37 protein-coding genes are annotated in these 25,736 nt (G+C 50.1%); all 37 read left to right on the top strand.

From position 1 onward, the window contains the following. The coding region (locus tag HNR45_RS00005) for an AAA family ATPase (RefSeq protein ID WP_184327461.1) at positions 1-1,227 on the top strand (1,227 nt) is incomplete at its 5' end. A gap of 226 nt (positions 1,228-1,453) precedes the next feature. Then, positions 1,454-2,131 carry a hypothetical protein gene (locus tag HNR45_RS00010; protein WP_200841483.1) on the top strand — a complete coding sequence of 226 codons (678 nt, stop codon included), beginning with the start codon at positions 1,454-1,456 and terminating at the stop codon, positions 2,129-2,131. After that, positions 2,124-2,459 (top strand): putative PDDEXK endonuclease, encoded by a 336-nt coding sequence (locus HNR45_RS00015; protein ID WP_159822202.1) that lies wholly within the window; start codon positions 2,124-2,126, stop codon positions 2,457-2,459. Before HNR45_RS00010 ends, HNR45_RS00015 begins: the two co-directional genes overlap by 8 nt. Continuing rightward, the gene (locus HNR45_RS00020) at positions 2,452-2,763 is read left to right on the top strand and encodes a hypothetical protein (protein WP_159822200.1); all 312 of its coding nucleotides are present in this window, start codon (positions 2,452-2,454) and stop codon (positions 2,761-2,763) included. The genes HNR45_RS00015 and HNR45_RS00020 overlap by 8 nt, the downstream gene beginning before the upstream one ends. 4 nt (positions 2,764-2,767) lie before the next feature. Next, on the top strand, positions 2,768-3,007 hold the full coding sequence (locus HNR45_RS00025; protein ID WP_184327465.1) for a hypothetical protein: 240 nt from the start codon (positions 2,768-2,770) through the stop codon (positions 3,005-3,007). 14 nt (positions 3,008-3,021) lie between these two features. Next, positions 3,022-3,420: a DUF3310 domain-containing protein gene (locus tag HNR45_RS00030; RefSeq protein WP_159822196.1), complete on the top strand. Its 399-nt coding sequence runs from the start codon at positions 3,022-3,024 to the stop codon at positions 3,418-3,420. Continuing rightward, a complete protein-coding gene (locus HNR45_RS00035) occupies positions 3,413-3,841 on the top strand; it encodes a DUF1492 domain-containing protein (RefSeq protein ID WP_159822194.1) in 429 nt (142 codons plus the stop codon). The genes HNR45_RS00030 and HNR45_RS00035 overlap by 8 nt, the downstream gene beginning before the upstream one ends. Positions 3,842-4,161: 320 nt before the next feature. Then, positions 4,162-4,593, top strand: a complete 432-nt coding sequence (locus HNR45_RS00040; protein ID WP_159822192.1) for a terminase small subunit — start codon at positions 4,162-4,164, stop codon at positions 4,591-4,593. Then, positions 4,586-5,830 (top strand): PBSX family phage terminase large subunit, encoded by a 1,245-nt coding sequence (locus tag HNR45_RS00045; RefSeq protein ID WP_159822190.1) that lies wholly within the window; start codon positions 4,586-4,588, stop codon positions 5,828-5,830. Before HNR45_RS00040 ends, HNR45_RS00045 begins: the two co-directional genes overlap by 8 nt. 1 nt (position 5,831) lies before the next feature. After that, positions 5,832-7,319: a phage portal protein gene (locus HNR45_RS00050; protein WP_159822188.1), complete on the top strand. Its 1,488-nt coding sequence runs from the start codon at positions 5,832-5,834 to the stop codon at positions 7,317-7,319. Positions 7,320-7,323: 4 nt separating this feature from the next. Further along, positions 7,324-8,640, top strand: a complete 1,317-nt coding sequence (locus HNR45_RS00055; protein WP_235020577.1) for a minor capsid protein — start codon at positions 7,324-7,326, stop codon at positions 8,638-8,640. Continuing rightward, a complete protein-coding gene (locus HNR45_RS00060; RefSeq protein ID WP_159822186.1) occupies positions 8,641-8,841 on the top strand; it encodes a hypothetical protein in 201 nt (66 codons plus the stop codon). 123 nt (positions 8,842-8,964) lie between these two features. Further along, positions 8,965-9,357: a hypothetical protein gene (locus tag HNR45_RS00065; RefSeq protein WP_159822184.1), complete on the top strand. Its 393-nt coding sequence runs from the start codon at positions 8,965-8,967 to the stop codon at positions 9,355-9,357. 162 nt (positions 9,358-9,519) lie between these two features. Beyond that, positions 9,520-10,065 carry a phage scaffolding protein gene (locus HNR45_RS00070; RefSeq protein ID WP_159822182.1) on the top strand — a complete coding sequence of 182 codons (546 nt, stop codon included), beginning with the start codon at positions 9,520-9,522 and terminating at the stop codon, positions 10,063-10,065. Positions 10,066-10,080: 15 nt separating this feature from the next. Continuing rightward, positions 10,081-11,001, top strand: a complete 921-nt coding sequence (locus HNR45_RS00075) for a hypothetical protein (RefSeq protein ID WP_159822180.1) — start codon at positions 10,081-10,083, stop codon at positions 10,999-11,001. 19 nt (positions 11,002-11,020) lie between these two features. Continuing rightward, on the top strand, positions 11,021-11,194 hold the full coding sequence (locus HNR45_RS00080; RefSeq protein ID WP_159822178.1) for a hypothetical protein: 174 nt from the start codon (positions 11,021-11,023) through the stop codon (positions 11,192-11,194). Beyond that, the gene (locus HNR45_RS00085; protein WP_159822176.1) at positions 11,160-11,537 is read left to right on the top strand and encodes a hypothetical protein; all 378 of its coding nucleotides are present in this window, start codon (positions 11,160-11,162) and stop codon (positions 11,535-11,537) included. The genes HNR45_RS00080 and HNR45_RS00085 overlap by 35 nt, the downstream gene beginning before the upstream one ends. Then, positions 11,513-11,887, top strand: coding sequence for a hypothetical protein (locus HNR45_RS00090; RefSeq protein ID WP_159822174.1), 375 nt, complete (start codon positions 11,513-11,515; stop codon positions 11,885-11,887). The genes HNR45_RS00085 and HNR45_RS00090 overlap by 25 nt, the downstream gene beginning before the upstream one ends. Beyond that, a complete protein-coding gene (locus HNR45_RS00095; RefSeq protein ID WP_159822172.1) occupies positions 11,880-12,467 on the top strand; it encodes an HK97 gp10 family phage protein in 588 nt (195 codons plus the stop codon). Before HNR45_RS00090 ends, HNR45_RS00095 begins: the two co-directional genes overlap by 8 nt. Continuing rightward, positions 12,454-12,903 (top strand): phage tail terminator family protein, encoded by a 450-nt coding sequence (locus tag HNR45_RS00100; RefSeq protein ID WP_159822170.1) that lies wholly within the window; start codon positions 12,454-12,456, stop codon positions 12,901-12,903. Before HNR45_RS00095 ends, HNR45_RS00100 begins: the two co-directional genes overlap by 14 nt. Continuing rightward, positions 12,884-13,084, top strand: a complete 201-nt coding sequence (locus HNR45_RS00105) for a hypothetical protein (RefSeq protein ID WP_159822168.1) — start codon at positions 12,884-12,886, stop codon at positions 13,082-13,084. Before HNR45_RS00100 ends, HNR45_RS00105 begins: the two co-directional genes overlap by 20 nt. Then, positions 13,085-14,440 (top strand): phage tail sheath subtilisin-like domain-containing protein, encoded by a 1,356-nt coding sequence (locus tag HNR45_RS00110; protein WP_159822166.1) that lies wholly within the window; start codon positions 13,085-13,087, stop codon positions 14,438-14,440. A gap of 16 nt (positions 14,441-14,456) precedes the next feature. After that, complete coding sequence (locus HNR45_RS00115; protein ID WP_159822164.1) at positions 14,457-14,939, top strand: phage tail tube protein; 483 nt, start codon at positions 14,457-14,459, stop codon at positions 14,937-14,939. Between the two features lie 11 nt (positions 14,940-14,950). Further along, positions 14,951-15,394, top strand: coding sequence for a phage tail assembly chaperone (locus tag HNR45_RS00120; RefSeq protein WP_159822162.1), 444 nt, complete (start codon positions 14,951-14,953; stop codon positions 15,392-15,394). A gap of 173 nt (positions 15,395-15,567) precedes the next feature. Beyond that, positions 15,568-17,559 (top strand): tape measure protein, encoded by a 1,992-nt coding sequence (locus tag HNR45_RS00125; RefSeq protein WP_159822160.1) that lies wholly within the window; start codon positions 15,568-15,570, stop codon positions 17,557-17,559. Beyond that, on the top strand, positions 17,556-18,302 hold the full coding sequence (locus HNR45_RS00130) for a hypothetical protein (protein WP_159822158.1): 747 nt from the start codon (positions 17,556-17,558) through the stop codon (positions 18,300-18,302). The genes HNR45_RS00125 and HNR45_RS00130 overlap by 4 nt, the downstream gene beginning before the upstream one ends. Then, positions 18,295-19,290, top strand: coding sequence for an XkdQ/YqbQ family protein (locus HNR45_RS00135; protein ID WP_159822156.1), 996 nt, complete (start codon positions 18,295-18,297; stop codon positions 19,288-19,290). Before HNR45_RS00130 ends, HNR45_RS00135 begins: the two co-directional genes overlap by 8 nt. Beyond that, positions 19,280-19,690 carry a DUF2577 domain-containing protein gene (locus HNR45_RS00140; RefSeq protein ID WP_200841482.1) on the top strand — a complete coding sequence of 137 codons (411 nt, stop codon included), beginning with the start codon at positions 19,280-19,282 and terminating at the stop codon, positions 19,688-19,690. Before HNR45_RS00135 ends, HNR45_RS00140 begins: the two co-directional genes overlap by 11 nt. Beyond that, positions 19,690-20,112, top strand: a complete 423-nt coding sequence (locus HNR45_RS00145; RefSeq protein WP_159822154.1) for a DUF2634 domain-containing protein — start codon at positions 19,690-19,692, stop codon at positions 20,110-20,112. Before HNR45_RS00140 ends, HNR45_RS00145 begins: the two co-directional genes overlap by 1 nt. Continuing rightward, positions 20,105-21,202 carry a baseplate J/gp47 family protein gene (locus HNR45_RS00150; protein ID WP_159822152.1) on the top strand — a complete coding sequence of 366 codons (1,098 nt, stop codon included), beginning with the start codon at positions 20,105-20,107 and terminating at the stop codon, positions 21,200-21,202. Before HNR45_RS00145 ends, HNR45_RS00150 begins: the two co-directional genes overlap by 8 nt. After that, positions 21,195-21,752, top strand: a complete 558-nt coding sequence (locus tag HNR45_RS00155) for a putative phage tail protein (RefSeq protein ID WP_159822150.1) — start codon at positions 21,195-21,197, stop codon at positions 21,750-21,752. Before HNR45_RS00150 ends, HNR45_RS00155 begins: the two co-directional genes overlap by 8 nt. A 2-nt stretch (positions 21,753-21,754) precedes the next feature. Beyond that, positions 21,755-22,879 carry a gp53-like domain-containing protein gene (locus HNR45_RS00160; RefSeq protein ID WP_159822148.1) on the top strand — a complete coding sequence of 375 codons (1,125 nt, stop codon included), beginning with the start codon at positions 21,755-21,757 and terminating at the stop codon, positions 22,877-22,879. 12 nt (positions 22,880-22,891) lie between these two features. Continuing rightward, positions 22,892-23,119, top strand: coding sequence for a hypothetical protein (locus HNR45_RS07205; protein WP_221417758.1), 228 nt, complete (start codon positions 22,892-22,894; stop codon positions 23,117-23,119). A 13-nt stretch (positions 23,120-23,132) separates the two neighbouring features. Further along, a complete protein-coding gene (locus HNR45_RS07210; protein WP_221417760.1) occupies positions 23,133-23,780 on the top strand; it encodes a collagen-like protein in 648 nt (215 codons plus the stop codon). A gap of 11 nt (positions 23,781-23,791) precedes the next feature. Beyond that, the gene (locus HNR45_RS00175) at positions 23,792-24,574 is read left to right on the top strand and encodes a hypothetical protein (RefSeq protein WP_159822146.1); all 783 of its coding nucleotides are present in this window, start codon (positions 23,792-23,794) and stop codon (positions 24,572-24,574) included. Next, entirely contained in the window at positions 24,571-25,158 is a 588-nt protein-coding gene (locus HNR45_RS00180; RefSeq protein WP_235020576.1) for a phage holin family protein, read from the top strand. Before HNR45_RS00175 ends, HNR45_RS00180 begins: the two co-directional genes overlap by 4 nt. Beyond that, positions 25,155-25,688 (top strand): peptidoglycan recognition protein family protein, encoded by a 534-nt coding sequence (locus tag HNR45_RS00185; RefSeq protein ID WP_159822144.1) that lies wholly within the window; start codon positions 25,155-25,157, stop codon positions 25,686-25,688. The genes HNR45_RS00180 and HNR45_RS00185 overlap by 4 nt, the downstream gene beginning before the upstream one ends. The last annotated feature ends 48 nt before the right edge of the window (positions 25,689-25,736 follow it).

Below are 25,736 nucleotides of genomic sequence, written 5' to 3' on the forward strand. Positions count from 1 at the left end.
AGTGTCTGCGAGAAAAATGGTTTAAGCGTTGACCGGCAAAACAAAAATCCGTCTCGCTTGTCTCGATTGCCGGGCGCTATTCGTGACGGTCACAAGCAATATTTGGTGGATACCAACATCGGCAAACGTAGCTGGGCGGAGTGGCGGGAATGGATTGAAGCGGTAAATGATGATTTGCCCGATCCGGAAAGCCTTGCCGATACATGGGACAACTTGCCGCCATTATCGGCGCCATTGATTGACGGCATTTTACGGCAAGGACACAAAATGCTATTGGCGGGCGCGTCTAAGGCGGGCAAGTCGTTTGCATTAATTCAATTATGTATCGCCATTGCCGAAGGGAAGCAGTGGTTAGGTTTTGATTGCGCGCAAGGACGCGTGTTATACGTCAATTTGGAACTGGACAGGGCAAGTTGCCTACATCGTTTCAAAGAAGTATACGCGGCTACAGAAACAGTGCCAAAATCAATAAAATCTATTGATATTTGGAACTTAAGGGGAAAATCAGTGCCGATGGATAAGCTTGCGCCTAAACTCATCAGAAGGGCGCAAAAAAAGAATTATATCGCGGTTGTTATTGACCCGATATATAAAGTTATCACCGGCGATGAAAACTCCGCCGATCAGATGGCGCATTTTTGTAATCAATTCGATAAGGTATGCACGGAGCTTGATTGCGCCGTCATTTATTGCCATCACCATTCCAAAGGTACGCAAGCCGGCAAGCGGTCAATGGACAGAGCAAGCGGCAGCGGCGTATTTGCCCGCGATCCTGACGCGCTGATTGACATGACGGAACTGGACACGGAAAACATCGACACCGGAGGACGAACGGCGTGGCGGATTGAAGGAACGTTGCGTGAGTTTGCCCCCTTTGAACCGATTAACATCTGGTTTGATTATCCGCGACACTATCCAGACACGGAAAATGTTTTGTCTGACAGTCGAGTGTTAGGCGCATTCCTTAACGCTGAACAGTTGAGCAAAAAAGGCAACGCGGCAAAGCAGGAAAAGAAACAAAGACGCATGGACAGCTTATTGACGGCCTTTGAGATACACCAAGACAAAAATACGCAGCGCGCCAATGTTAAAGACGTTGCTGAATATTTGCAGGTATCGGAGCGAACCGTCCGAAACTATCTCAAAGAATATTCTGAAACCGGAGGAACGTTACAGATCGAAAACGGAGAAATGTATGATGCCGAAGAATGTAAACAAAAGCAGTGAAAATGCGTTAACAATTTGGAAGAAAAACCCGCATATATATAGGGAGTTACTTTCCGTAACTGACAGGGGAAAGAGGTGGGCGGGAAAACACTCCGGGGGTCGCAAGGCTCCCCCGGAAGTGTCGTTCCCTTGCTCCCTCCCCTTTCCCGTCTGATTTTTTCCGAAAAATCAAAAACAAAATGTTTAGATGGATAAAGAGAATAAAAACATAGTGGAGGTATTGAAGATGGCAAGAGAAGTAGGAAAAGCATTGAGCGAAGAGCAATTAGCACAACTACAAGGGTTATTAAAAGACTTTGATATACGCCAGATTTGTGAAATTCTTTTCGGTTTGGATCAAGGTATTGATGTGTCGATTTACGCTAATACTAAGTATGACGCTGAGCAAATGCGTGAAATGCGATTTGGGCTTGAGCAGGGACTTGATGTGTCCGTTTATACTGATCCGCGATTTAATCATAAGCAAATGCGCTTGATTAAGAACTGCCTTGAAGAGGGACGCGATGCATCTATTTTAGCCAATCCGCAATTTAATCAGAGGCAAACAGAAGTGGTTTCTGCTGGCCTTATGCGGGGTGTTGATGTGACGATCTATGCTGATCCCAGATTTGATTGTTTCCAAATGGAGGAAATTTGTATCGGCCTTTCAAAAGGTCTTGATATATCATTTTTTGCCGATCTAGTTTTTAGTTATGGACAAATGGGCGAGATCCGGCGCGGCCTTGAAAACGGTGTTGATGTGTCCATTTATGCAAATCCGAAATATAACGAATATCAAATGCGCGAAATTCGCATGGGTCTTGAAAAAAAGCTAAACGTTTCGTCTTATGCATCTTCCAATATGATATCTATTGAAATGAAAAAAATGCGTGAAGCTATGGAACGTGCGGCAACAAATGACTAACGGAAAGCAAAAAGGAAAGCGCGGCGAATTGGAATTTGCAAGGCTTTGCCGCGCCAACGGCTGGGATGTTCGCCGGACTGCGCAATACTGCGGCAATACCGGAGAGGCGGCTGACGTGGTCGGCCTTCCGGGCGTGCATGTGGAGGTTAAGCGGGTAGAGCGGCTAAATATTGAGGACGCGATGGCGCAAGCTCGGCGAGATTCTCAAAAGAGCGGCCGCGTGCCGATTGTGGCGCACAGAAAAAACAACTGCGAATGGTTAATTACGATGACGGCGGAAGATTGGTTTGAAATGTTTAGAGAATGGAGAGGCGGTCAAGATGACTAAAAATAAGGGCAAAACATTAGCGGGTGAAATACAATATATTGCCGATTTTTATGTGGATATGCACGAAAATAAAGCGGCTTACGGCTATGGTAACCGTGATATTGAAAAAGATTTCGCAGAGGATATTATGCGCGCGGTCAATCGGTGGCTGACGGAAAAATACGGCAATCCTAAACATGTTCTGAATAAGCTAGTTGAAATTTTGATTGATAAAGACGTGGTTACGCTTTTTATGGAAACGCGGCGGCTGGAAAAGCAGTTAGGGGGTGTTCAAAAAGGCAAAGATTACGAAAAAGCAGATTGAGCAGTTGCGAGATCTATTAGAAATATTTGATTTTTATCAAATTGCGCAAATATGCAAGGGACTTCAGCGCGGGGTTGATGTATCAGTTTATGCCGACCCAAAATACAATGATAGGCAAATGTACGAACTTTGTGCTGGATTGATCAACGGTATAGATGTATCTCTCTATGCGAATGAAAAAATTGACGATGATGAAATGCGCATTATTCGCCTTCGTCTGGAAGATCATAAACTTAGGTATTGAAGCAAGGAGGAAAAATGAATAACGACATCATTAATCATCCGGCGCACTACACGGACGGGAAATTTGAAACGATTGACGCTATCGAATCGTGGCGGCTTGGGTATCATCTGGGCAACGCGGTCAAGTATATTTCTCGTGCCGGCAAAAAGTCTAAAGATACCGAACTAGAGGACTTACGAAAAGCCCGTTGGTACATTAAGCGATATCTCGATTATCACCGAGAGAAAGTGGAAAGCATCGTTGCGATAGATTACGCAGCGGATAAGGGGCTTGATCAGGATCTTTCCGGGGCGATTCTTTGCTTGTCCGTGTCGGCGATACTGTCGGACGAGCCGCAAGATTTATCCGTGCGTCAGGCATTGGCCGCGCTGGAACGCGCGATCGGTGTCAGAGAGGCCCGGGCGAATGATTAAATGTAACCGTCAAGCGCGGGCGGAGCTTGAGGGGCTGCGCGAAATGAACGCGCGGATCGACGCGCTGATCATGGACAGAGAGAAACTGGCCGCCCGCGCGACGAGCCTTGCGCGCCCTCTTTCCGAGCCCGTCTCGGGCACCCGTCAATCGGACATCGCCAACGCGGCCGCTAAATTGGTCGATATGGGAAGAGAGATTGACCGGACTATTGATGAATACTATGAACGAAAGGATCAGATTTTAGAGAAAATAAACGCGCTTTCTGATGCCCGTTATAGACTTCTTTTAAGCTGGTACTACGTACAAACGGAGCGGCTGACCTTGGAAGAGGTCGCCGATAAGATGGGCTATCATCATCAATCTCTGCGTCGGTTGCACGTTTTAGCGCTGGACGCATACCAGAAAAAGCACTTTTCATAAAACCTGCTACAAAATGCTACATTAGAACGTGTTATTATGATAGTGTGAGAAATTTGAGAACAGGTTTCCTCCTTAAGAGCCGCCCGGTTGGACGGCTTTTTTGTTGCAAAGGTCAAGATTATGAATCATGAACACTATCCGGATCCGACGGCGGATAAAGCTTGCGCAAATGTGGATCGGGAAAAAAGAGAGATCGCCCGGCTGATTAGAGTAGTAAAAGAGATTTGCGCGTTAGCCGGATATGAAATCATCGGAGACGTAAATATAAGAAAGAGGCAGCGCCAATAGGGGCGCTTTTTTAATGCAGAAAGGAGTTGCCCGTGGCGAAACTGACAAGAAAACAAGAACTGTTTGCAACCGAATACGTACGCCTTAAGGGCAACGGCACACAGGCGGCTATTGCGGCCGGATACAGCGAAAAAACGGCGCGTTCAATAGCTGTTGAAAACTTGGCAAAACCAAACATAAAAAAACGTATCGCGGAGCTGATAAAAGAGGCCGACGCGGAGAAAATCGCCGACGCAAAAGAGGTACTGCAACTGCTGACGGAAATAGTCCGCGGAGAGATGAGCGAGGAAGTCGTCGCGATAAATCCGCAGGGCGAAGAGAGCCGGACGAACAGAAAGCCGACGATAAAAGACAGAAGCAAAGCGCTTGAAATTCTTTCCCGGTGTCTTGGAATGACCTTGCCGGAGACACAGGTAAACGTTACTCCGGTCATCATCACCGGAGAGGATAAGCTCGATGAATGAACGGCGCGTTTATCTTCCGGACGTTGTCGGCAAAGGTTACGGGGCTTTTTGGAAATGGCGCGGACGCTATCGTGTAGTAAAGGGAAGCCGCGCGAGCAAAAAGTCGAAAACAACGGCGCTTTGGTACATCTATAATCTCATGAAATATCCGGCGGCGAATTTGGTCGTTGTCCGGAAAGTCTTTAGAACGCTTCAAAATTCGTGTTTTTCCGACTTATGCTGGGCGATTGACAGGCTGGGTGTTGGCGCGTATTGGAAAGCGACGAAAAGCCCGCTTGAGATCGTCTATATGCCGACCGGGCAAAAAATATTGTTTGTGGGTCTCGATGATCCGTTAAAAATAACGTCGTTATCCGTTCCGCGCGGCGTGCTTTGTTGGGCGTGGATCGAGGAAGCCTACGAGGTGACATCAGAAGAGGCTTTCAACCGACTTGATGAATCCATTCGCGGGCAGTTGCCGAAAGGCTTATTTACACAGTTGACGCTAACCTTTAACCCGTGGAGCAGTCGGCATTGGCTGAAAAAACGCTTTTTCGACGAGGAGAGCCCTCAGGTGTTAGCGCTTACAACGGATTACCGATGTAATGAATTTTTGAGCCCGTCGGACTTGGCACTATTCGAGGAAATGAAAAAGAATAAAAAGCGCTACCGGGTGGCGGGGCTCGGCGATTGGGGCATTGTCGAGGGCTTAATTTATGATAACTGGACTGAAAAGGCCTTTGATATTGACGCACTGAGAAAGCAAGAGGGCATAAACGCGGCGTTCGGGCTTGACTTCGGTTTCACGACTGACCCGGCGGCGCTATGGTGCGGGCTTGTGGATAAGGGAAAACGCCTGATATACGTGTTTGATGAACTTTACGAAAAAGGCCTGACTAATCAGGAGCTGTACAAGGCGATAGAGGCACGCGGTTATGCGAAAGAACAGATCACGGCGGACAGCGCAGAGCCTAAATCCATCGAGGAGCTGCGCCGGGCGGGATTGACGCGAGTGCGAAAGAGCCGCAAAGGCCCCGACAGTATCCGGCACGGCATTCAACAGATACAGAACTTTCAAATTATCGTTCACCCGCGCTGTGTAAACACCTTACGCGAGCTGTCGTTGTACGCGTGGGCAAAAGATAAATTCGATGAATACACGGGCAAGCCGGAAGATGATAATAACCACTTAATGGACGCTATGCGGTACGCGCTGGCGGGCACGCTCGGTAAAGAGTTAGTCGGCTTTGGAGGTTAAATTGAGCATTTTAGAAACGCTACGGAACTTCGGGCGCGGTCAGTCGCTCGTCAAGGAGGAGAAAACGGTGCTTTTCAACGACGCAATGACCGAGGTTGAGTTTTTAGAGAAAGAGATAAAGGCCTTTTTAACGTCGGGCAAACGGCGCCAGATGATCGAGGGGGCGGCCTACTATAACGGTGTTCACGACGTCGCGGAAAAAGTCCGTACGGCGATCGGCGAAAACGGGCAGCCGGAGGCGATTCACAATTTACCGAATAACCGGGTGACGTATAACACGTACGCGAACCTTGTCGATCAAAAGGCTAACTACCTTTTAGCGAACCCGATCGAGCCGCAGACGGACGAAGAGGACTTCAAAGAAAAGGTCGCGGCGATCCTTGATACGGCGTTCGATAAGCGTATACGGGCGATCGGTGTCGACGCGCTGAATTGCGGTATCGGTTATTTGCTCGTTTATGTAGCCGACGGCGAATTGAAATATAAGAGGCTTAAACCTTACGAGGTATTGCCCTTCTGGAAAGACGAGGAACACGAGGAGCTGGACGCGTTTATACGGATCTACGGGGTTGAGGAATACAAAGGCCGCGAAAAAAAGACCGTTCAACATGTGGAATATTACACGCTTGACGGCGTTAAATATTTTATCTATACGGACGCGGGCAAACTTGAGCCGGACATCAACCGTGAAGATGAAACCTACTTGACGTACAAGAGCGCGGACGGCGTGAAAGGCTTTAACTGGGCGCGGTTACCTTTGATAGCGTTCAAGTACAACGCTAACGAGCAGCCACTGTTAGCGCGCGTGAAATCTCTGCAGGACGCGTTAAACGACATGGTGAGCGGCGTGTTGGATAGAATCCAGGAAGACAGCCGCAACACGATTTTAGTCGTTAAAAACTACGAAGGCACAAAGGCGGACGAGTTCCGGCATAACCTTTCGCAGTACGGCGTGGTATTTGTCCGGACGGAAGACGGCGCAGAGGGCGGCGTTGATACACTCCAGATTGAAGTCAATCCGGGCAATTATGAAATCGTTATCAAGCTACTTAAAAAAGCGATTATCGAATGCGGGCGCGGGTATGACGCAAAGGACGATAGGCTCGGTGGGAACGCTAATCAACTGAACATTAAAAGCATGTACAGCGATATTGATTTAGACGCCGACAGCATGCAGCTTGAGTTTTCGGTCGCCCTGGATCGGCTTTTATACTTCGTCGGACTGGTCGCTGACGGTTTCCGCGTAATCAAGCATAAGCCGGTACTCTGGAAATTCAACCGCGACATCATCATCAACGAGGCGGACACGATCGCCAACGCCCGCGACAGCGTGGGTATTCTGTCCATGCGTACGATCGTCGCTAATCACCCGTGGACGGCAGACGCGAACGACGAGCTGCGGCAGATCGAAAAGGAAAGAAGCGAGACGATACCCGCCCTTGAAGACTATGCGAAACCGACGGAAACGGGCGAAAATACAGAGGAATAGCTAAATGGCTTATAACTATTGGGAAGAACGTTTCAAGCGGTTAAAAACGGCAGAAATGCGAAAGGCTGAACGGGCTAACGCGGATCTTGCCCGGGTATATCGTGAAACGCTCCGCCAACTTCGGGCAGAGGTCGAGCAGTGGTACGACCGGTTTGCAAAAGAAAATAAAATAAGCCTTGCGGAGGCGCGGCGGATCCTTGATAATCGAGAGCTGAAAGAATTCAAAATGACGCTGGCGGACTTCATCAAGGAGGCAAAGCGGCTTGACCTTGATCCGGCGCATATCCGAATGTTAGAAAACGCATCTATGCGCGTACGTTTGACGCGGTCACAAGAGATATACTTAAAAACGGCGCAATACGTCGAAAAGCTGGCGAAAACGCAAGGCTGGCAACTTAACGGACTAATGCGCGAAGTTTACACCGATAGCGCGTATAAAACGGCGTACGAAACGCAGAAAGTAACGGGCTTTGAAAACTTCCGGGCAGTTCGTGAGCGGCAGATTGAAGAGGCGATCTCGAAACCGTGGGCGCCCGATGGCGCGGACTTTTCATCGCGCATCTGGAAAAACAAAACACAACTAATCAATTCACTACAAACGGATATCACGCAGTCGTTGATGACCGGAACGAGCACGGCGCAACTATCGGAAAAGATCGCGGCGCGGTTTAATACTTCGTATAATCAAGCTTACCGACTTGTCGAGACGGAAACGGCCTACATACAAGAGCGGGCAATGCTCGATACTTACGACGAGCTCGGACTGGAGCAATACCAGATCTGCGCTGTTTTGGACAGTAAAACAAGCGAAATATGCCAAGATCTCGACGGTAAGGTGTTTGACAGGAAAGACGCAAAACCGGGAATAACAATGCCGCCCTTTCATTGTCATTGCAGGTCAACGACCGTGCCGTACATTGAGGGCTTACTCGATGACGGCGGCAGAGTGGCGCGAGATCCTGAAACGGGCAAAACGGTCGAGATACCGGACATGACTTATAAGGAGTGGTATAATAAATACGTAAAGAATACCAATACCGGTGCGTTGATCGGGTTAAAAACCAGTAACGGGATTACTATTGCTAAGTTGTCTAAGCACCAGCAGGAAAGGGCAGATATCCGCAATCTTGATTTAGATGGTATTAGAGATGCATTGATAAATCCACTGCATGTTGGAGATGTCGTAGTAAAAGACAACGGAAACTCGCAGAGATTTATCGGTGAAGCTACAACTGTGAATATAAATCCTGACACAGGGGTTATTATTACATCGTGGCCGACAGGTAAATCTCGTCTAAAAAAATATAAGAAAGGGAAATAAATGATTCTACAGTGTGAGTTTACTGAAAAAGAAAAAATATTCTTAAAAAGAATGAATTTCAGTTTTTCTGATGAAATGGAAGATGAGAAAGCCGCAGATTTAGTGGATGCTATTGCCGATAATATACAGGGGCTAAACGAAGATAACAGAAACATTGCCGAGGATATTATCACCAAGATTACTACTCATCCGGATTGGTAGAAAATAGAAAATAACACTGGAAAAAAGCAAGATAGCGCCAGCGGATATTGTTTATCTCTGATGTATTAAAAGCCGTCAAAGCGAAACGCTGAGGCGGTTTTTTGTTGCGCGAAAGGAGACACCATGCAAAGAATCGCAAAAACGGTACCCGTCGAGCGCGGGAAACTATACGCAACGGGCGGCGGTGAGCGTTACCTGCTGGCTGACTGTCGGGCGGAGATTGAATTGTGTGAAGAATTAATCGACGTGCCGATGCTGGGCAGAGGTCGGGCGGTAAAACGTCTACCGTTTACCGTGTTGATCACGTTTGACCATGACGCGAAGAAAGAGCCGGACTGGCCGCGTATTGAGGCGATCGGGTTACAGGGAGAGATCCTGCGCCGTGACGGCTGCTATTTATCGCTTGACTTGCCCCGGTGCGAATTGTTGAGCGATATTGACCTATCCGCGGGGAGTGAATGCAAGTTCGCCGTGCCGTGTACGCCTGAATTATTGAGGCTGATCCGGCAAGCGTAAGGAACGACAGATAAACGAAAAAACCGTTTATCTTAATTACATCAATCAAGACGCTAAACGCGTCTTTTTTGTTTGCCTTTTTGGCATTGTAGGCGATAAAGAACAAGACCGGAAACGGCGGGAGTGGCCGCCGAATAACAAGCGAAACGGGAGGAGTTAATCATGACCAAGGAAGAATTGAAAGCGCTCGGCTTGAGTGATGAACAAGCCGACAAGATCGTTGAGGATTACGGCAAAAACTTTGTCGCAAAGTCGCAATTCAACGCGAAAAACGACGAGTTGAAAGCATTGAAAGCAGAACGGCAGACGGCACAGGCTGAATTGGATAAATTAAAAGCCGATAACGCCAACAATGCGGATCTTGTTAAGCAATTAGACGAGTTGAAAGCGGCGCAAGCGAAACGCGAGGAAGAGTACGCGGCGCAGGTGGAACAGATGAAACTTGACGCGGCGGTGGATCGTTCGCTGGTTGCGGCAAAAGTGAAAAACGCAAAAGCGGTAAGAGCCCTTTTAGATATGGGCGCGGTAAAACTTGACGGCGAAACGATTAGCGGACTAGATGAGCAGATCAAAGCGCTTAAAACTTCTGACGGCTATTTGTTTGAGCAGGACGCGCAGATCTCGGGCGTTATCCCGGGTAGGGGCGCAGATCCCGCACCGAAAAACAGTATCGAACAACTTATTGATGGCGCAATCGCCAACATTTGAAAGGGGTAAAACAGAATGAAACCTAACACACTTGAATTTGTTTCGATTTTCCAACAAAAATTGGATCAAAAAATGATGCAGGACGCGACGAGCGGCTGGATGGAAGCAAACGCAACGCAGGTTAAATATACCGGCGGCGACACGGTAAAAATGCCGACAATCGAGCTCGACGGCTTGGCGGACTATGACCGAGTAGGCGGTTACACGGCGGGCAGCGTTAGCCTGAAATTTGAAGATTATAAATTGACGCAGGATCGCGGGCGCGCGTTTCAACTCGATATTCGAGACGTCGACGAAACCGGATTTATCGCAAGCGCGGCTAATGTTGTCGCTACTTTCCAGAAAGAGCACGTCGTGCCGGAAGTCGACGCTTACCGCTATTCCAAAATTGCCGCCTTAGCAAAAGCGGCAGGAAACGAAACGTCAGCATTCACTCCGACGGTGGAGAACGTTCTCGAACAGCTCGACAAAGACATCGCGGCCGTTCAAGACGTGGTCGGCGATAGCTTGCAATTCGTAATTGCTATGCCGATGTCGACGCGCGCGATTTTGAGCAAGGCTAGCGGCGTACAGCATATGCTCGATGTCGGCGACTTCAAAGCGGGCGAGTTCAACAACCGCGTGAAACTTTATAACGGTATCCCGATTATCACCGTTCCGTCGGCGCGCATGCAGACGGCGTACAAATTCAATGACGGCGTGACCAGCGGCCAAGAAAAAGGCGGCTTTGAAAAAGATAGCACGGCGAAAGCGATTAACTGGATCGTAATGTTGCAATCCGCGCCTATCGCAGTATCCAAAACGGATACGCTGCGCATTTTCGATCCGATGACGAACCAGCAGGCGACAGCATGGCGCATTGATTATCGTAAGTTCCATGACGTATGGGTACCGAAACATCGCCTTGCGGGCGTTTGGGTAAACACCGGAGCATAAGGGTTTAGAGGGGGTGGAGTTGAACATGTATAAGTTACAGAATTTGAATGTGATTAAAGTTGTAGACACGAAAAGCGCGCGCGATTATTTGCTGGCGCGGGGTTATGTTGAAATTGCCGCCCCCGCACCTAAACCGGCAGCGCGCAAAAGGCTGAAAAATGACCTTTTTAGAGGCGTTGGGGCTCGTCGTTAAGGAAATGACCGGCAAAGACATTCCGGAGAGCGATTTTAACTTGATCCGGCTTTTGGCCGATGACGCAAAAACGCATTTGATGAGCGCGACGAACCGGTCAAGCGTTCCGGTCGGGTTACAGTACGTATGGGTCAATCAGACGGCGGGGCGCTACATCAACATGAAATTATCGGCGAAAGCGTGGAACGCACAGGATTTACGCGTTCCGAAAACGGTCAAAGAGGGCGACACGACGGTCGACTTTGGCGACGGTGCTGCGGACGCAAAAGCGCGCGTCGGCGCAATGCTCGATTATTTGCTGAAAGACAGGGACATAGCATGTTACCGGCGACTGAAATGGTAAGGGCGGCGATTGAAAGCCTATACGACGGCGTAGCCACTGTAAAATTGCTTGAAACGGCGAAAATTGACGCAAAAACGGGGCGACCGACAACAACGGAAAGGGTTATAGCCCCGTTCCCGTGTCGCTTGTCTTACGGGCAATTACCGACGACGGACAGGGCGACGGGGGTGGCGGAAATGGCGCAGACGGTAAAATTGTTTTGCGCGCCGGAGCTTGCAATCCCCGCCGGCTCGGATATCGAGGTTAAACACCGTGGACGCGTGCTGACGTTTCGCGCGTCGGGCGTTCCGGCCGTTTACGACAGTCATCAGGAAATCCCGCTTGAACACAAGGAGCGGCATTATGGCTGACGTTAAGCTGAACATTGACCAATGGAAAAAGTTTGCGGAGGCAGTCGCGAAGTCAACCGATCAAAAACGGATTGACGAGGCTAAATCAAATGCGTTGCGGCAAATGGCGGCGGCGTATTTGCGGGCAGCGATCAAAAAAACACCAAAAGGACTAGGCGGCACGGTCAAAATCGGCGGTGAAAAGAAACGACTAAAAAAAGTCGATAAGGACAAGACGTGGAAAGCCGGCGAAGTTGACGAGCGTTACGTTTCGATTGGCGAAGGCGAGAAAGAACGGGTAATACACGTTAATTCGGAGCACATGCAGCGGTCATGGGACGCGGGCAAGATTGAAAAAACATCTCGCGCGCACCGGATCGCGATCACCAACTCCGCGTCGTATGCTTCTTTCGTTAACGACGGGCACCGACAAACGCCCGGGCGGTTTATCCCGATTATCGGCAAAAAGCTTGTGAATAATTTCGTTGAAGGCAAACACATCACCGAAATTGCGCAAGCCTACACCGAAAGCAAGGCGGGCGGAATTATCCGGCGGCAAACGTCGGAATTATTGAAAGGGTTGAAAAATGGCGGGAAATAGAGATTTAATCGACGGAGTATCGGCGGCACTGTATAACGCCTTCGGCGTTCCTGTGTATACCGATTTTCAACGGCAAAACGCTATTTTCCCGTGCTTTTTCATCGAAAGGATCACGCACGGCGAAGAGCAGGAGCTCGACCGTCGCTATTGGCGGACAAACCATTTCGACATTCACTATTTCGCGACGCGCGACGGGGTGGATATCGACACGTTAGAGCTGACCGACATAGCGGATACGATGACGCTCGTGCTGGAGTATATCGACGTAGGCGGCGCATTAGTACGTGGCGAACGTATGGAATGGAGAGAAACTGACGGGGTGCTGCACTTTTACATTTCGTACGATTTTCACATCATGCGGCCGCGGGAAAAGGTCGAGAATATGCAAACGTTAGACGCGAAAGGGCGGGTGAACGATGGCAACAAAGAAAACTAAAGCCGCGGAGCAGTTTCTCGGCGCGGACATTCTAAGGGCGGCGCGGTGGTGGGAGTTCCGCGACCTTTTGACTATGGTATTGGAAGAGTACGAATTTTACACGGCAGACGAGGTAGAGCGAAAGCTGAAAGAACTGCTTAACGCGTCTGTCCGGAAAGATATTAATAAGGGGGTCGATTAAATGGCACTTGGCGGCGGTAAGTGGATTTTCCAAAACAAAAAAATGCCGGGCACTTACATCAATTTTGTAAGTAAGGATCGGGCAATGACCGACATCGCCGATCGCGGCTTTGCGGCGTTGGCGCTTGAGCTGGATTGGGGTAAAGTCGGTGAAATTTTTCGAGTAGACGCGGAAGATTTTCAAAAGCGCTCGCTCGAGATTTTCGGTTACGACTTCGGCGCGCCGGAAATGAAAGGTTTGCGCGAACTGTTTAGAAACCTTAAAACGGGCTACTTCTACCGTCTTAACGGCGGCGGGGTGGCGGCTAAAAACAGTTTAGCGACGGCGAAATACGCGGGCACGCGCGGCAACGATTTAGTGATCGCGGTACAAAACGATCCGGATCACTCGGGCAACTTTATCGTTAAAACACTGATCAAGTCGGGCGGCGGCTTGCGGGCTGTTGACGAACAAACGAACATTGCCGGATTCAAAGATTTGAAAGAAAACGCCTATGTTACATTCGCGAAAACAGGCACGTTATCGGTAACGGCTGGCGAGGCATTGGCGGGCGGCACAGCCGGTGAGGCGGTAACGGTAGCCGATTATCAGAAATTCGTAGGCTTAATCGAACCGTACTACTTCAACATCTTAGCCTATCCGGGCGCTGATGAAGCGGTTAAAACGTTACTCGTAAACTTTACGAAACGTTGCCGCGAAGAGACGGGCGCGAAGTTCCAGCTCGTCGTTCATGGACTGGAGCGCGCCAACTATGAGGGCGTTATTTCGGTTAAAAACGACGTAAAAGACGAAGGCGCGGAAAAAGGTTCGCTCGTTTACTGGCTCGCCGGTAAAGAGGCATCGTGCCCGATTAACGCGTCCTGCACTAATGCATTGTATGACGGCGAATATACGGTTGATACGGCGCTTAAACAGTTTGAGCTCGAAAAGGCGATCACCGATGGCATGCTTACTTTCCATAACGTGACGGATAGCGTGAGCGGTAATGTTGTCGGCGATGTTCGGGTATTGTCCGACATCAATACATTTACCGAATTTACGAAGGATAAAAACCGTGATTTCGCGCTTAATCAGACTGTTCGCGTACTGGATAACGCGGCGCTTGATATTGCGCGCCTTTTCAATCGTTTGTATTTGGGCAAGGTGCAAAATGACGAATCCGGCCGCATTTCTTTGTGGAAAGACGGCGTCGCACTTTTTGAAGAGTACCAGCGCGTAAGAGCGATCCAGAATTTCCGCGAACAGGACTTGCCGATCCCTACTCAGGGCGAGGAAAAAACGGCCGTTTTGTGGACGTTTGAGATCCAGCCGACGGCATGCATGGAAAAACTGTATTGTACGGTAGTCGTGGCATAAAGGGGTGATTTAGAACATGGATAATCTTCAAACAATGCTTGCAAAAGACACGTTATCGGCGAAGATGGCGCGCGCTTTTATCACGACTAGAGAGGGCGAACGCTACTTGCTTTTTCAGGCGAAAACGTTAGAGGCGACGCTCGAAAAGGAAAAAGAAGAGGTCGCAATTCTCGGCCGCATGCAGAAGGGTCATAAGTCCGTAAGCATGAAAGGGTCGGGCACTATGACCATTTATAAAAATACGGCGCTTTTCGATGATATGATGTTGCGGCTCGTCAATGAGGGTATCGACACTTACTTTGATTTACAAGTGGAAAACGAAGATCCGACGAGCGACGCGGGCGGCCGTGTTGTTATTCTTACCGGCTGCAACATCGACAAGACGACGGTAGCAAGCTATGACGCTGACGGAAAACTGCTTGAAGATGAGATCGGTTTCACTTTTGAAGGGGTCAAGATCCCTAAAAACTTCCGCATGCTCGACGGCATGCAAGCGTAAGGGGGTAGAGTATGGCAGACGAAAAAGCGCGCAGCTTAAAGGCGTTTATGCGCGAGGAGTTGCTTCAACGTGAGCCGGTGAAATACGTCGCCTCTAAACGAATGAAAGACGACGACGGAAAGCCGATTGAGTGGGAGTTGCGGGTGCTTACGAATGATGAAGTTGAGGAGATCGTCGACCGGAATACTAAACGCGTTCCGGTGAAAGGTACACGCGAATTTAAGAAAGAGACCGACACAGAGGCGGTATTTCTTGATGTAGCCGTGGCCGCGGTGACGTATCCGAACCTAAACGACGGCGAACTGCAGGAGTTTTACGGCGCGGCGGGCGCGGAACATCTTTTGAAAAAGTTGCTTACACCGGGCGAATTGACCGATTTACTCTTGGCGGCGCAACAGGCTTGCGGCTACGACATCGGCATGGGCGATAAGGTCAAGACGGTAAAAAACTACTAACGCAGGGAGACGCGGAAACGTGCGTTGCGTATTTCGCCTTTATCAAATGCGGACTATTGCCGCACGAAGTAATGGAATTGCCCGACTGGGAACGGGCGGCAGTAGTCGCGTTTGTTGATGAATACGCACGCGCGAAAAAGAAAGAGGCGGAAAAGCTAAAAAAGGGGTGAATTATGGCTGGCATTAATACGTATATAAAATTGCGCGACGGCATGAGCGCCCCGCTTCTTAAAATTGCCAACGCTACGGAAAAGGCTTCCGATAAGCTGAATAAATTCACCGGCTCGACCCGGGCGGCGGGTACGGCGGCGCAGCAGTCGGTAGGTAAATTCAATATGCTTGGATCCGTATTTGCGGGCAGTTTCCTTGCGGCTGGAGCAATCGCCGGAGCGCGGGCGCTCGGTTCGGCAATAGCGTCGGTGGGCACATCGGCGGAAGAGTTCGCGGGCATTCAAGCGCGGCTCGGGCTGGTGGCTAATTCGCAGAAAGAGGTAGCCGGACTGAATCAGGCTATTTTCGAGAGTGCGCAACGAGCGCGCGGCAGTTATTTTGATATGGCAAACGCGGTTTCAAAACTGGCGATTAACGCTCGTGACGCGTTCCCCGATCCGGCGGAAGTAGTCGGATTTACGGAAGGCATTCAAAAGCTTTTCGCAGTTGGCGGCGCAAGTGTCGCGGAACAAAAAAGCGCGATGCTTCAATTAACGCAAGCGCTCGGCAGTGGACGGCTGCAAGGCGACGAGTTCCGGTCAATTTCCGAAAACGCGCCTATGTTGTTAAACATGATCTCGAAAGAGCTCGGCGTGACGCGCGGCGAAGTAAAAGCATTAGCGGCGGAAGGTAAAATCACATCGGCGGTCATTAAAGACTCCATACTTAAGCATATGGGAGATATTGATGACGCGTTCGCGAAAGTTCCGAAGCGCTGGGGTGACCACTTCAAAAAGATTGGTAATATGGCGGTCGTATCGTTCGCTCCTGTGTTCGGCGCAATAACACGATTAGCCAACAGTAAAAGCGTTCAAACCATCGTTGATAACGTATCGACGGCGGTGCAGAGGCTCGCGCCTGTATTCTTGGGGGCAGTTACGGCGGCGACGTGGTTTATTGACCGAACGGCTGACGGCTTAAACACGATTAACACGGCCTTTGACGAGCATAGCGTGTTAGTGAAAGGCGCGCTAACGGCGGTAAGTATGGCGCTCGGACATGCGGCCGGCATGATGTTAGTTACAGCCGGCAGAGCGGCTATTGCGGCGTCGGCGTTGGCGTTGCATGCGGTTCATACGTGGGCAGCAACAGCCGCGACCATTGCGCAAGCGTACGCGCAGGGCGGCTTGAACGCGGCGATGTACGCGTGTCCGGTGACGTGGCTAGTCGGCGCGGTGGTCGGCTTGGTGGCGGTATTCTATGGCGCGATTGCGGCGGTGAATCACTTCGCCGGGACGAGCGTCTCGGCTACCGGATTGATTTTCGGCGCGTTTAGCTGGTTGTTTGCCGGAATTTACAATATGCTCGCGCTAGTTTGGAATCGGTTTATTGATTTTGCTAATTTTCTTGGCGTTGCGTTTGTTGATCCGGGCTCGGCAATTTATAACCTTTTTGTGGCAATTTGGAACGGCGTTGTTGAACACGTTGCCGGGGCGATTAATGCGATTGTCGGCATGGTAAACAGCCATTTGGGCACAAACTTTGGCACGGTTGGCGTTCCTACCATTGCCGCAAAAGACGTAACCGGCGCATTTAGTTTTGAGCGGGCAAGCTATATGAACATGACAGACGCGGCCCGCGCCGGTTACGCAACCGGTAAACGCTTTGAGGACTTTCTCGGCAGCATTGGTAGCCCTAACGGCGCATTCGGAAAGCCGCTGACAGACGGCGCAAGCGACGTTGAAAACGCTATCGCCGATAATACGGCGGAAGGCGCGAAACAAGGCAAACGCGCAGCTGACGCACTCGATAGCACCGTAAGCGATTTGAAATATTTACGCGACGCAGCGGAGCGCGAAGCGATCAACCGTTACGTGAATGCGACTGTTAAAGTCGACGCGGGCGGTTTGCACGTCACGAGCGGCAGCGAACGCAACTTTGACGGCATGATGAGGGCGTTCTGTGAAAATATCGCGGAGGCGTTGGAAACGGGAACGGAGGGGGTTCTGCAATGAGTTACTATTTCTATTTAGGCGAAACTCTGCTTCCCGTTGCCCCGACGGCGATTGATACGACGATTAACGGCAAAAATACGACTATCAATCTGATTGATGAAGGCGAAGCGACGATCATCAAAGCGCCCGGACTTACCGATATATCGTTCAAATTCATGCTGCCAAACCGTGAATATCCGTTCGCTAATTACGACACTTCACTTCGGCGCGGCTTGATTGATTATGCGGTGGGTGAAGTGGCGAAACGTTTCGGCGCCGGGCGGTTGTTTGGAAATTCGTTCTCATACAAGCCCGCGGCGACGTTTTTAGACGCGATCAAGGACGCGAAAGAGAACGTCAATCCGATGCGATTTATTGTTACTCGCATGAATTTTGACGGCGCGATGTTATGGAACACAAACATGTTGACGACGATCGAGGATTACACGATTTCGGAAAACGCCAACAATGCGACGGATATTGAGGTAGCAATTAAACTGCGTGAGTACGTTCCTTTTGGTACTCAAGAGGTCGAAGTCGTAAAGGATAAAGACGGCAAGGAGACGCTAAAGGTAAAAGAGCGGCGCTATACTCCTGATGAAAAGTATCCGGCAGCGGTAAAGATAACAAATCAATTATCGGTGCTGGAAACGGTGAAAGGGGTCGGGAACGGCACGCTCGACTGGAGAGCGGCGGCGAAGCGGAGCGGGCTTGAGAATCCGCTCGCTAAAAACTTGAGGGGTAAGGTGGTTAAACTTGGATAGCTTCAAGATTATTATTCACAATAAAGAGGCTGACAAGTACTTTGCCCCCGCCGTGCTTGACGGAGCGGAGTTGTCGCTCGAGTTAACCGGAGCGCCCGGGAAACTTGTTTTTTCGGCGCATAAAGACGAAATATTGGACTTCAAAGAAGGCGACACGGTGCAGCTGGTAGTAGACGGCGCACCGTGTTTTTTTGGATACGTATTCAAAAAGCGGCGCGACCGTGAACAGCATATCGAGGTCACGGCGTACGATCAACTGCGCTATTTGAAAAACAAAGACAGTATCACGTATAAAGGCAAAAAGGCAAGCGAATTGATCACGATGCTTGCGGAGGACTTTCAACTGAAAGTCGGCGACATATCCGATACGGGTTTTGTAATTGATAAACGCACAGAGGATAACGTGACGCTTGCCGATATGATCCAAACGGCGCTAGACATAACGATGATGCACACTAAAAAGCTATTCGTACTTTTCGACGACTTCGGAAAGCTGACACTTAAAGAGCCGACGGCGCTATGGGTGCCGATCCTGATCAACAACAGAACGGCGCAGAATTTCGCCTATGAGAGCGGCATTGATAATGACACGTATAACTTGGTTAAGCTGGTCACGGAGGACAAGGAAAGCGGAGAGCACAAAGCATTTTACGCGCCGATGACGCCTGACGAGTTCGCAAAATCAGACGCAAAAAAGCAATGGGGCGTACTGCAGATGTACGAAAAGCTGGATCGAAACGCGCAGAGTCCGCAGGAATTAGCAAAGCAACTACTCGCACAACATAACGTCGTCCGGCGGAAATTATCCATCGACGGCGCGGCGGGTGATATCCGCGTTCGTGCCGGATCTCTGATTGCAGTATCACTTGAATTGGGTGACGTGGAGATTGCACAAAAAATGCTGGTTACGAAAGTTACGCACAGCTTTTATCATCGCGACCATCAAATGAATTTAACGTTGAGAGGGGGCGTGATTAATGCTGAATGAATCCCCCGCTAACCTTATCCGGGCAATGGTCGCGCAGACAACGGCGGCGGGCAAGCCGTCGGATCTTGTTTTTGGCGTGGTTACGTCTGACGATCCGCTCGAGATAAAGATTGACGATAAACGAACGTTAGACGCTGATTTTATTATGCTTTCCGATATGGTGCGCGATTATGAGGTGGATATTTCCGTTTCCCACATGACGGAAACGAAAGGCGGCGGCAGCGGTGACGCGTCATATGAAAGCCACGCGCACGCTTACCGAGGCAGAAAGAAAATCACCGTACATAATAAGCTGAAAAACGGCGAAAAGGTCATCATGCTACGGCAAGCCGGCGGACAGTTATTTTATGTACTTTGCCGCGTGGCGGAGCATGCGGAACTGACGGGAGAGTGGTCATAATGGGGCTTTTGCCCGATGAATTTAACAATATATCAGTCGCGCGCGGCATTGACGCAACGCCCCCTCATGCGACGTATCGCATGCAGATCGAGGCGGAACGGGTCGACGGCGCATTGACTGACGATGTCGAGGCGGTAAAGCAGGCCGTTTACAAGATACTGAACACGGAACGGTACAAGCATATTATTTATTCGCCCGATTACGGTCACGAGTTAACGGGCTTATTCGGCTTACCTTTACCTTACGTATTGCCGGAAATTCCCCGACGCATTCGGGAGGCGTTAATGGTCGATGACCGGATCACCGATGTTGACCGATTCGACCTTAAACACGATAAGTCCGGAAACGTCACGGCGAAATTCGTCGTGCATACGATTTACGGCGCTTTTGACGCAGACAAGGAGGTGATCGTCGGTGTATGAAAAACAAACGGCGGAAACCGTAAGAAAACGCATGTTAGACGCGGTTAAAGCCGGCATTGATAAACGGGAAGGCAGTATTATTTTTGACGCAACGGCGCCCGTTTCAATTGAAGTTGAGCTATTGTATGCGGCGCTTGATTATTACTTAAAAAACACGTTCGCGGATACCGCCGACCGTGAATTTCTGATTGAACGCGCAAAGGAGCGCGGCGTTATCCCTCATAAAGCGACAAAAGCCGTCGTTAAAGGGCGATACGAGCCGATCACGGCGCGCGTAGCGGTGGGTGCTCGTTTTTCGTGCGAAGATTTGAATTACAAAGTTATTGAAGTCAAAAAAGACGGTTACATGCTTCTTGAATGCGAAACGGCGGGGCGCGACGGCAACCGGCAAGACGGGCGATTGATCCCGATTGACTTCAACATGGGTTTACGGGTCGCGGAAATAACGGAGGTAACCGTGCCCGCGGTGAACGATGAGGACACGGAGGTTTTCCGTGAGCGTTTTCTCGCGTCGTTCGATTTGCAGTCGTACGGCGGCAACATTTCCGACTACAAAGAAAAGGTCGGCGCGATTTCGGGTGTCGGCGGCGTTAAAGTTTATCCCGTATGGAACGGTGGCGGCACGGTTAAAGTCGTTTTCTGTACAAGCGAACAAAAAACACCGACGGCGGAATTTGTCGCGCAGGTTCAAGAGGCGGTCGATCCCGAACCGTACCGGCAAAAAGGCGTTGGCATTGCGCCTGTCGGGCATTACGTAACGGTAACCGGAACGACGGATAAAGCGATCAACGTCAATCTTAAAATATCCCCGCGTGACGGGGTGACGCTGGAGGACTTAAAGCCCGCCGTCGAGCAAGCGATTCGCGACTATTTGGCGGTGTTAAATCGTGGCTGGAAAACGACGCAAACGGTAACGACCAAACGCTTTGAAAATACGGGTTTAGTCGCTCGTATTGCGCATATTGAAAGCGCGATTTTAGACGTGGCGGGCGTTCTTGATGTCGAGGGAACGACGCTAAACGGGTCAACGCGTAACCTTGAACTGGGAACAGACGAACTCGCCGTTTTGGGGGCGGTAAATTATGGCTGATACACTTCGTAAGTCGCTTGATTTACGGGCGGCTTGTATTCGTCGATACTTCCCCGACGTACTGGCTAATGCGGCGGAGTTTATCGCGTACGCTGACGTAGTCGAGCCGGAGCTGGACATCGTTATTCAAAATTTAGTTGATAACGCGCTAAATACGTTCGTTTTGGACATCGACGAACGCGGGGCGCGGCGGTGGGAGGAAATGCTGAAATTGACGCCCGCCGTCGGCGCAACACTCGACGAGCGTCGGCAACAGATTTTAGCGAAGATCAACGCGCAGTTACCGTATACGATCCGGAACTTTCAAAAAATGCTAAACGCCACATTCGGCGAGGGCGTGGTAACAGTAAGCGTTGACCATGATAAATATGCAGAGTGGCTGAGTATCGCGCCGGGCGAAAATATCGATCAGGACTTTTTAACGACTTATGCGCGGCAGGTTACGCCCGCTAACTTAACGCTTAACTTACGTACTGACCACGCGGTCACGGCGTCAATCCGACACGGCGGGGCGGCTATTACGTACGAATATATCACGATAGGGGGCTAAATATGGCTACTTGGAGTAAAACACGCGTCACCGATGACGGCTTAAAGATGAACGCGGAGGCGGTGGCGGCTAATAAAAGCATTGATATTTACGCGGCAAAAGGCGGCACGGGCGATAATTTAACGTTAGATACAATGCCCGTAACATTCGATATTGCGGGCGTAAAACAGAAAGAAAAGGCGGTTATCGTTACTCTGCAGATCGATAATAAAGGCGCACAGAGTGAACAGACGTTCAATCGGATTGCCCTTTTTGCTCGACTTGACGCGGGCGCAGAGGTTAAAACACCGTACGCGGTGGTTGAAAGCGACACACCGGAAAGCATTCCGGCGCAATCGTCGCAGTATAAGGTCTTACGCGTTGACGTGATCCTTGCTTATACGGGCGCGGAAAATGTAACCGTCACGCCAACGATCCAACTCGGCATTACGGAGGCACAGGCGCGCGTCATCGTAACGTCATCAATCGGCGATCATGACGGCGATCCAGCGGCGCACCAAGTAATGGCGCACAACGTAAGCGATACAACGGCACCGAAAGGCAACAACGGCACGATCCGTGGACTTTTAGACGGCTTGGCGAACCGAATTAAGGCGATCACGGGCCGGGCGCGTTGGTTCGATGACCCGGATATCACGCTAACGACAACAAAAAAACGGCTCGACGCGCTGGATAACCGTGTCGGCACGCTCGACTTTATCCCGAATAGCCGAATTGGAACGACCCAAAACAAGATCGCGACGCTTGGATTTAACGGCCGCTTTGATAAAGAGCGGTTACCGACTGGGATTGTTTATGACAGCGATTTTAGCGCGTCGACAGGGTCTGACGGCTATGTTGAACTCCCTAACGGGATAATTATACAGTGGGGGCGCATTTCGCTTTATTCGGCGAAAGTATCACAAACGCGAACGGGGTATTTTGAGCGCTCGTTTCCATCAAGCTGTTATAACGTAACAGTAACTCCGTATAGCCCGGACTCGATTTACAAAAACAAAGACGACTGGACTTTACACGTTACCAGCGTCTCGCGCAGCAGCGTTACTGTCGTTGTCGCTTCGGCAACAACAGACGAGTTTGTCGACACTAGCAGCGCGTACTGCTACTACATGGCTATCGGTCGCTAGAAAGGGGTCATTATGGGCGATATCTTAAACGAAAAGCTGACTATTGATGTTGACCTTACTCGCCCGCTAGTTATGGGTCTTGGCGAGCGCGGCGCGAAAGGTGAACGGGGGCCGCAAGGACCAGCAGGACCACAAGGACCGGCAGGACCAGCAGGACCAGCAGGGCCACAAGGACCGACGGGAAAAACACCGGAGTTTTATTTAGAAAAAAGCGGCGATTTATACGTTGATGAATATTGAGGAGGCGTAAAAAATGGCTAGAAAACATTTAGGCAACATCAAAGGACCGAAAGGCGATAAAGGCGATCAAGGCCCGCAGGGGTTGCAGGGTATTCAAGGCATACCGGGTCCGAAAGGTGAAACCGGACCGAAAGGCGACAGAGGCCCACAAGGTGATCAAGGCCCGCAAGGGTTACAAGGTCCGCAAGGTGAGCGCGGCTTACAGGGGCCGGCGGGCAAAGACGGTCAACAGGGCATTCAAGGCGTTAAAGGTGATCCGGGTAAGCCGTTCCGCTTTTCAAAAGTATATTCAAGCGTTAGCGAAATGAACGCAGCGTTTACGAGTGACGGCTTAGAAGAGGGCGCGGTCGTTTTAATTTCAACAAAAAACGTCGATGATCCGGATAACTCGAAAATGTACGCAAAAAGTAAAACGGCGTATACATTTTTAACCGACTTGAGCGGCGCAAAAGGTATTCAAGGGCCGCAAGGCGAGCAGGGCAAACAAGGTGTACAAGGTCCGGCGGGAAACGATGGCGCGCAAGGTCCGGCAGGTGAGCGTGGTCCGCAAGGTCCGGCAGGTCCGAAAGGCCCGCAAGGCCCGAAAGGCGATAAAGGCGACGCTCCGCAAGTGACGTTTACTTTGGATAGCGACGGCAACCTTTATTATGAAGTCGTTTAGGAGGAGATTTAATGCGTATACTTTTAGGTCGAGTAAAGGGAGATAAAGGCGAACGGGGGGCGCAAGGACCGAAAGGCCCGCAGGGTGAACGTGGTCCGCAAGGCCCGCCGGGCGAACCGGGGCAAACGGACATCTACACGAGGGCAGAAAGCGATGAACGGTATCAGTTAAAAGGTGAAAGCGTTGACTTCAACGAATTAGCGAGACGTATACCGTCTTGGCAATGGAAAGTGACGCTTCCAAAGTCTGATCACCAAACCGTCACGGCAACGGTCGGAGATAAGACATACACGAGCGACTTTTACGCGCCGCAAGGTAGTCAAATTACATTTAGTGTTACGCCTGACACGGGTTATATTGCTGGGAAGGTTTCGCCAACAAGCGTAACGCTTACTGGTGATTTTGCAACGGTAACCGTCACGGCGGCAACGGAAAGCCGCGGCGTTAAGGCTGGAAGCCGCACAATTACAAGACCGACAGGCACAGTCTCTGTGAAAATTCCGCCGAGTGTATGCACGGTTAAAATGACGGCCGATTATGTGAAAAAATTCGTACGTGTAGAGCCGCAAGGCACATTAAGGTTTTTCTTAGCAGACGCCGTAGGGAGCAATTGGGGGCCGGCTCTTGCTTATGACGCGCCAGTGGCACCATCGACTCCGCCGCCAGCGCCAAAGCTTCCTAGCGCCACATTGTTTTATGACATTTTTGGCACTTACCTTATTTCTGGAAGTATCGTTATAGAGTGGTCAGAGGATATCAACAAACATTCTATTAATTATGATTTGACTAAATGATTTCTTTAGCGCCTTTTGATGGTGCTTTTTTGTTGGAGCAAATTATGTTGAAAGAAATAAACGAAATTATTCATGGCGTATCTGATGCGATGACGAAACTCGCCGATGCTTGGTGGGTGAAGTCGGCTTTTTCCGCTATTGGTAGCGGCGCTATTTGGCTAATCCATCTTAAACACGTTCAAGTACTGGGCGTGTTTATTTTATTAGTGTTAATTGACCTCACCACTAAATGGAGCGCGATCACTTATCAAATGCTGCTTGAAAAGGGGGCAAAGCCGGAAAACATATCCGGCTTTGATAAGTGGTTAGCGATTCCGATGGCGTTCGCTGAGGGTCGTGTAGCGTCACGCTTTTGTCGTAAAGGCTTTACCTATAAGGTCATAACTTACACGATAGCCACGGCGGCTGGGTACTGCTGGGATTTTATGACCGGGGCAGGGTTCGCCGTTAATTTGGTCTGGATGTACCTTGGCGCGTCAGAGTTTTTATCCATTTTGGAAAATATGCGCGACGGCGGTAACGTTGCTATGGGACGCTTTTTGGAACTTGTGAAAGACAAAGTCGAGAAAAAGGTTAAATTATGATCATTGAAAAAATACTTGACCTAAACGCCTTTGATCCGTACATTATGCGCGGGCGCGGCTACGTAGATAAAATTACGCTCCATTGGACGGGCGGAACGCATTACGATGTAGACCACTCCGCCTATCATGTTGTGATTGATGGGTCGGGGCAAATTTACATTACTTGTAATTTCGATGAAAGGGCGGCGCATACGTGGCGGCGCAACACCGGAAATTTGGGTATTGCAATAGCTTGTTGTTACGGGCTGGGCGACGTATGGGCGGACGGTACGGTGACGAATTGGGGCGACTATCCGCCGACGGACAAACAAGTAGAGGCAATGGCGCGTGTAGTCGCGTATTTAGCCGTCGGCTTAGGCGTTCAAACGGCGGACATTCGCGACCACCATTATTGGGCAGAGATTGACGGCTATGGAAGTGAACGCGTCGACATGATGTCGCTACCACAAGAAGCAGGAAAAAGCGGCAGAGACATTATTGTTGGAAAAGCAGTTTGGTATACGCAACAATGGGGCGTAAAACTTAATTAGGGGTATACATTTATACTCAAAAACAAAAATAACGCCGATTTGGGCGGT

It is taken from the genome of Negativicoccus succinicivorans, assembly GCF_014207605.1.
GTDB lineage: Bacteria > Bacillota > Negativicutes > Veillonellales > Negativicoccaceae > Negativicoccus > Negativicoccus succinicivorans.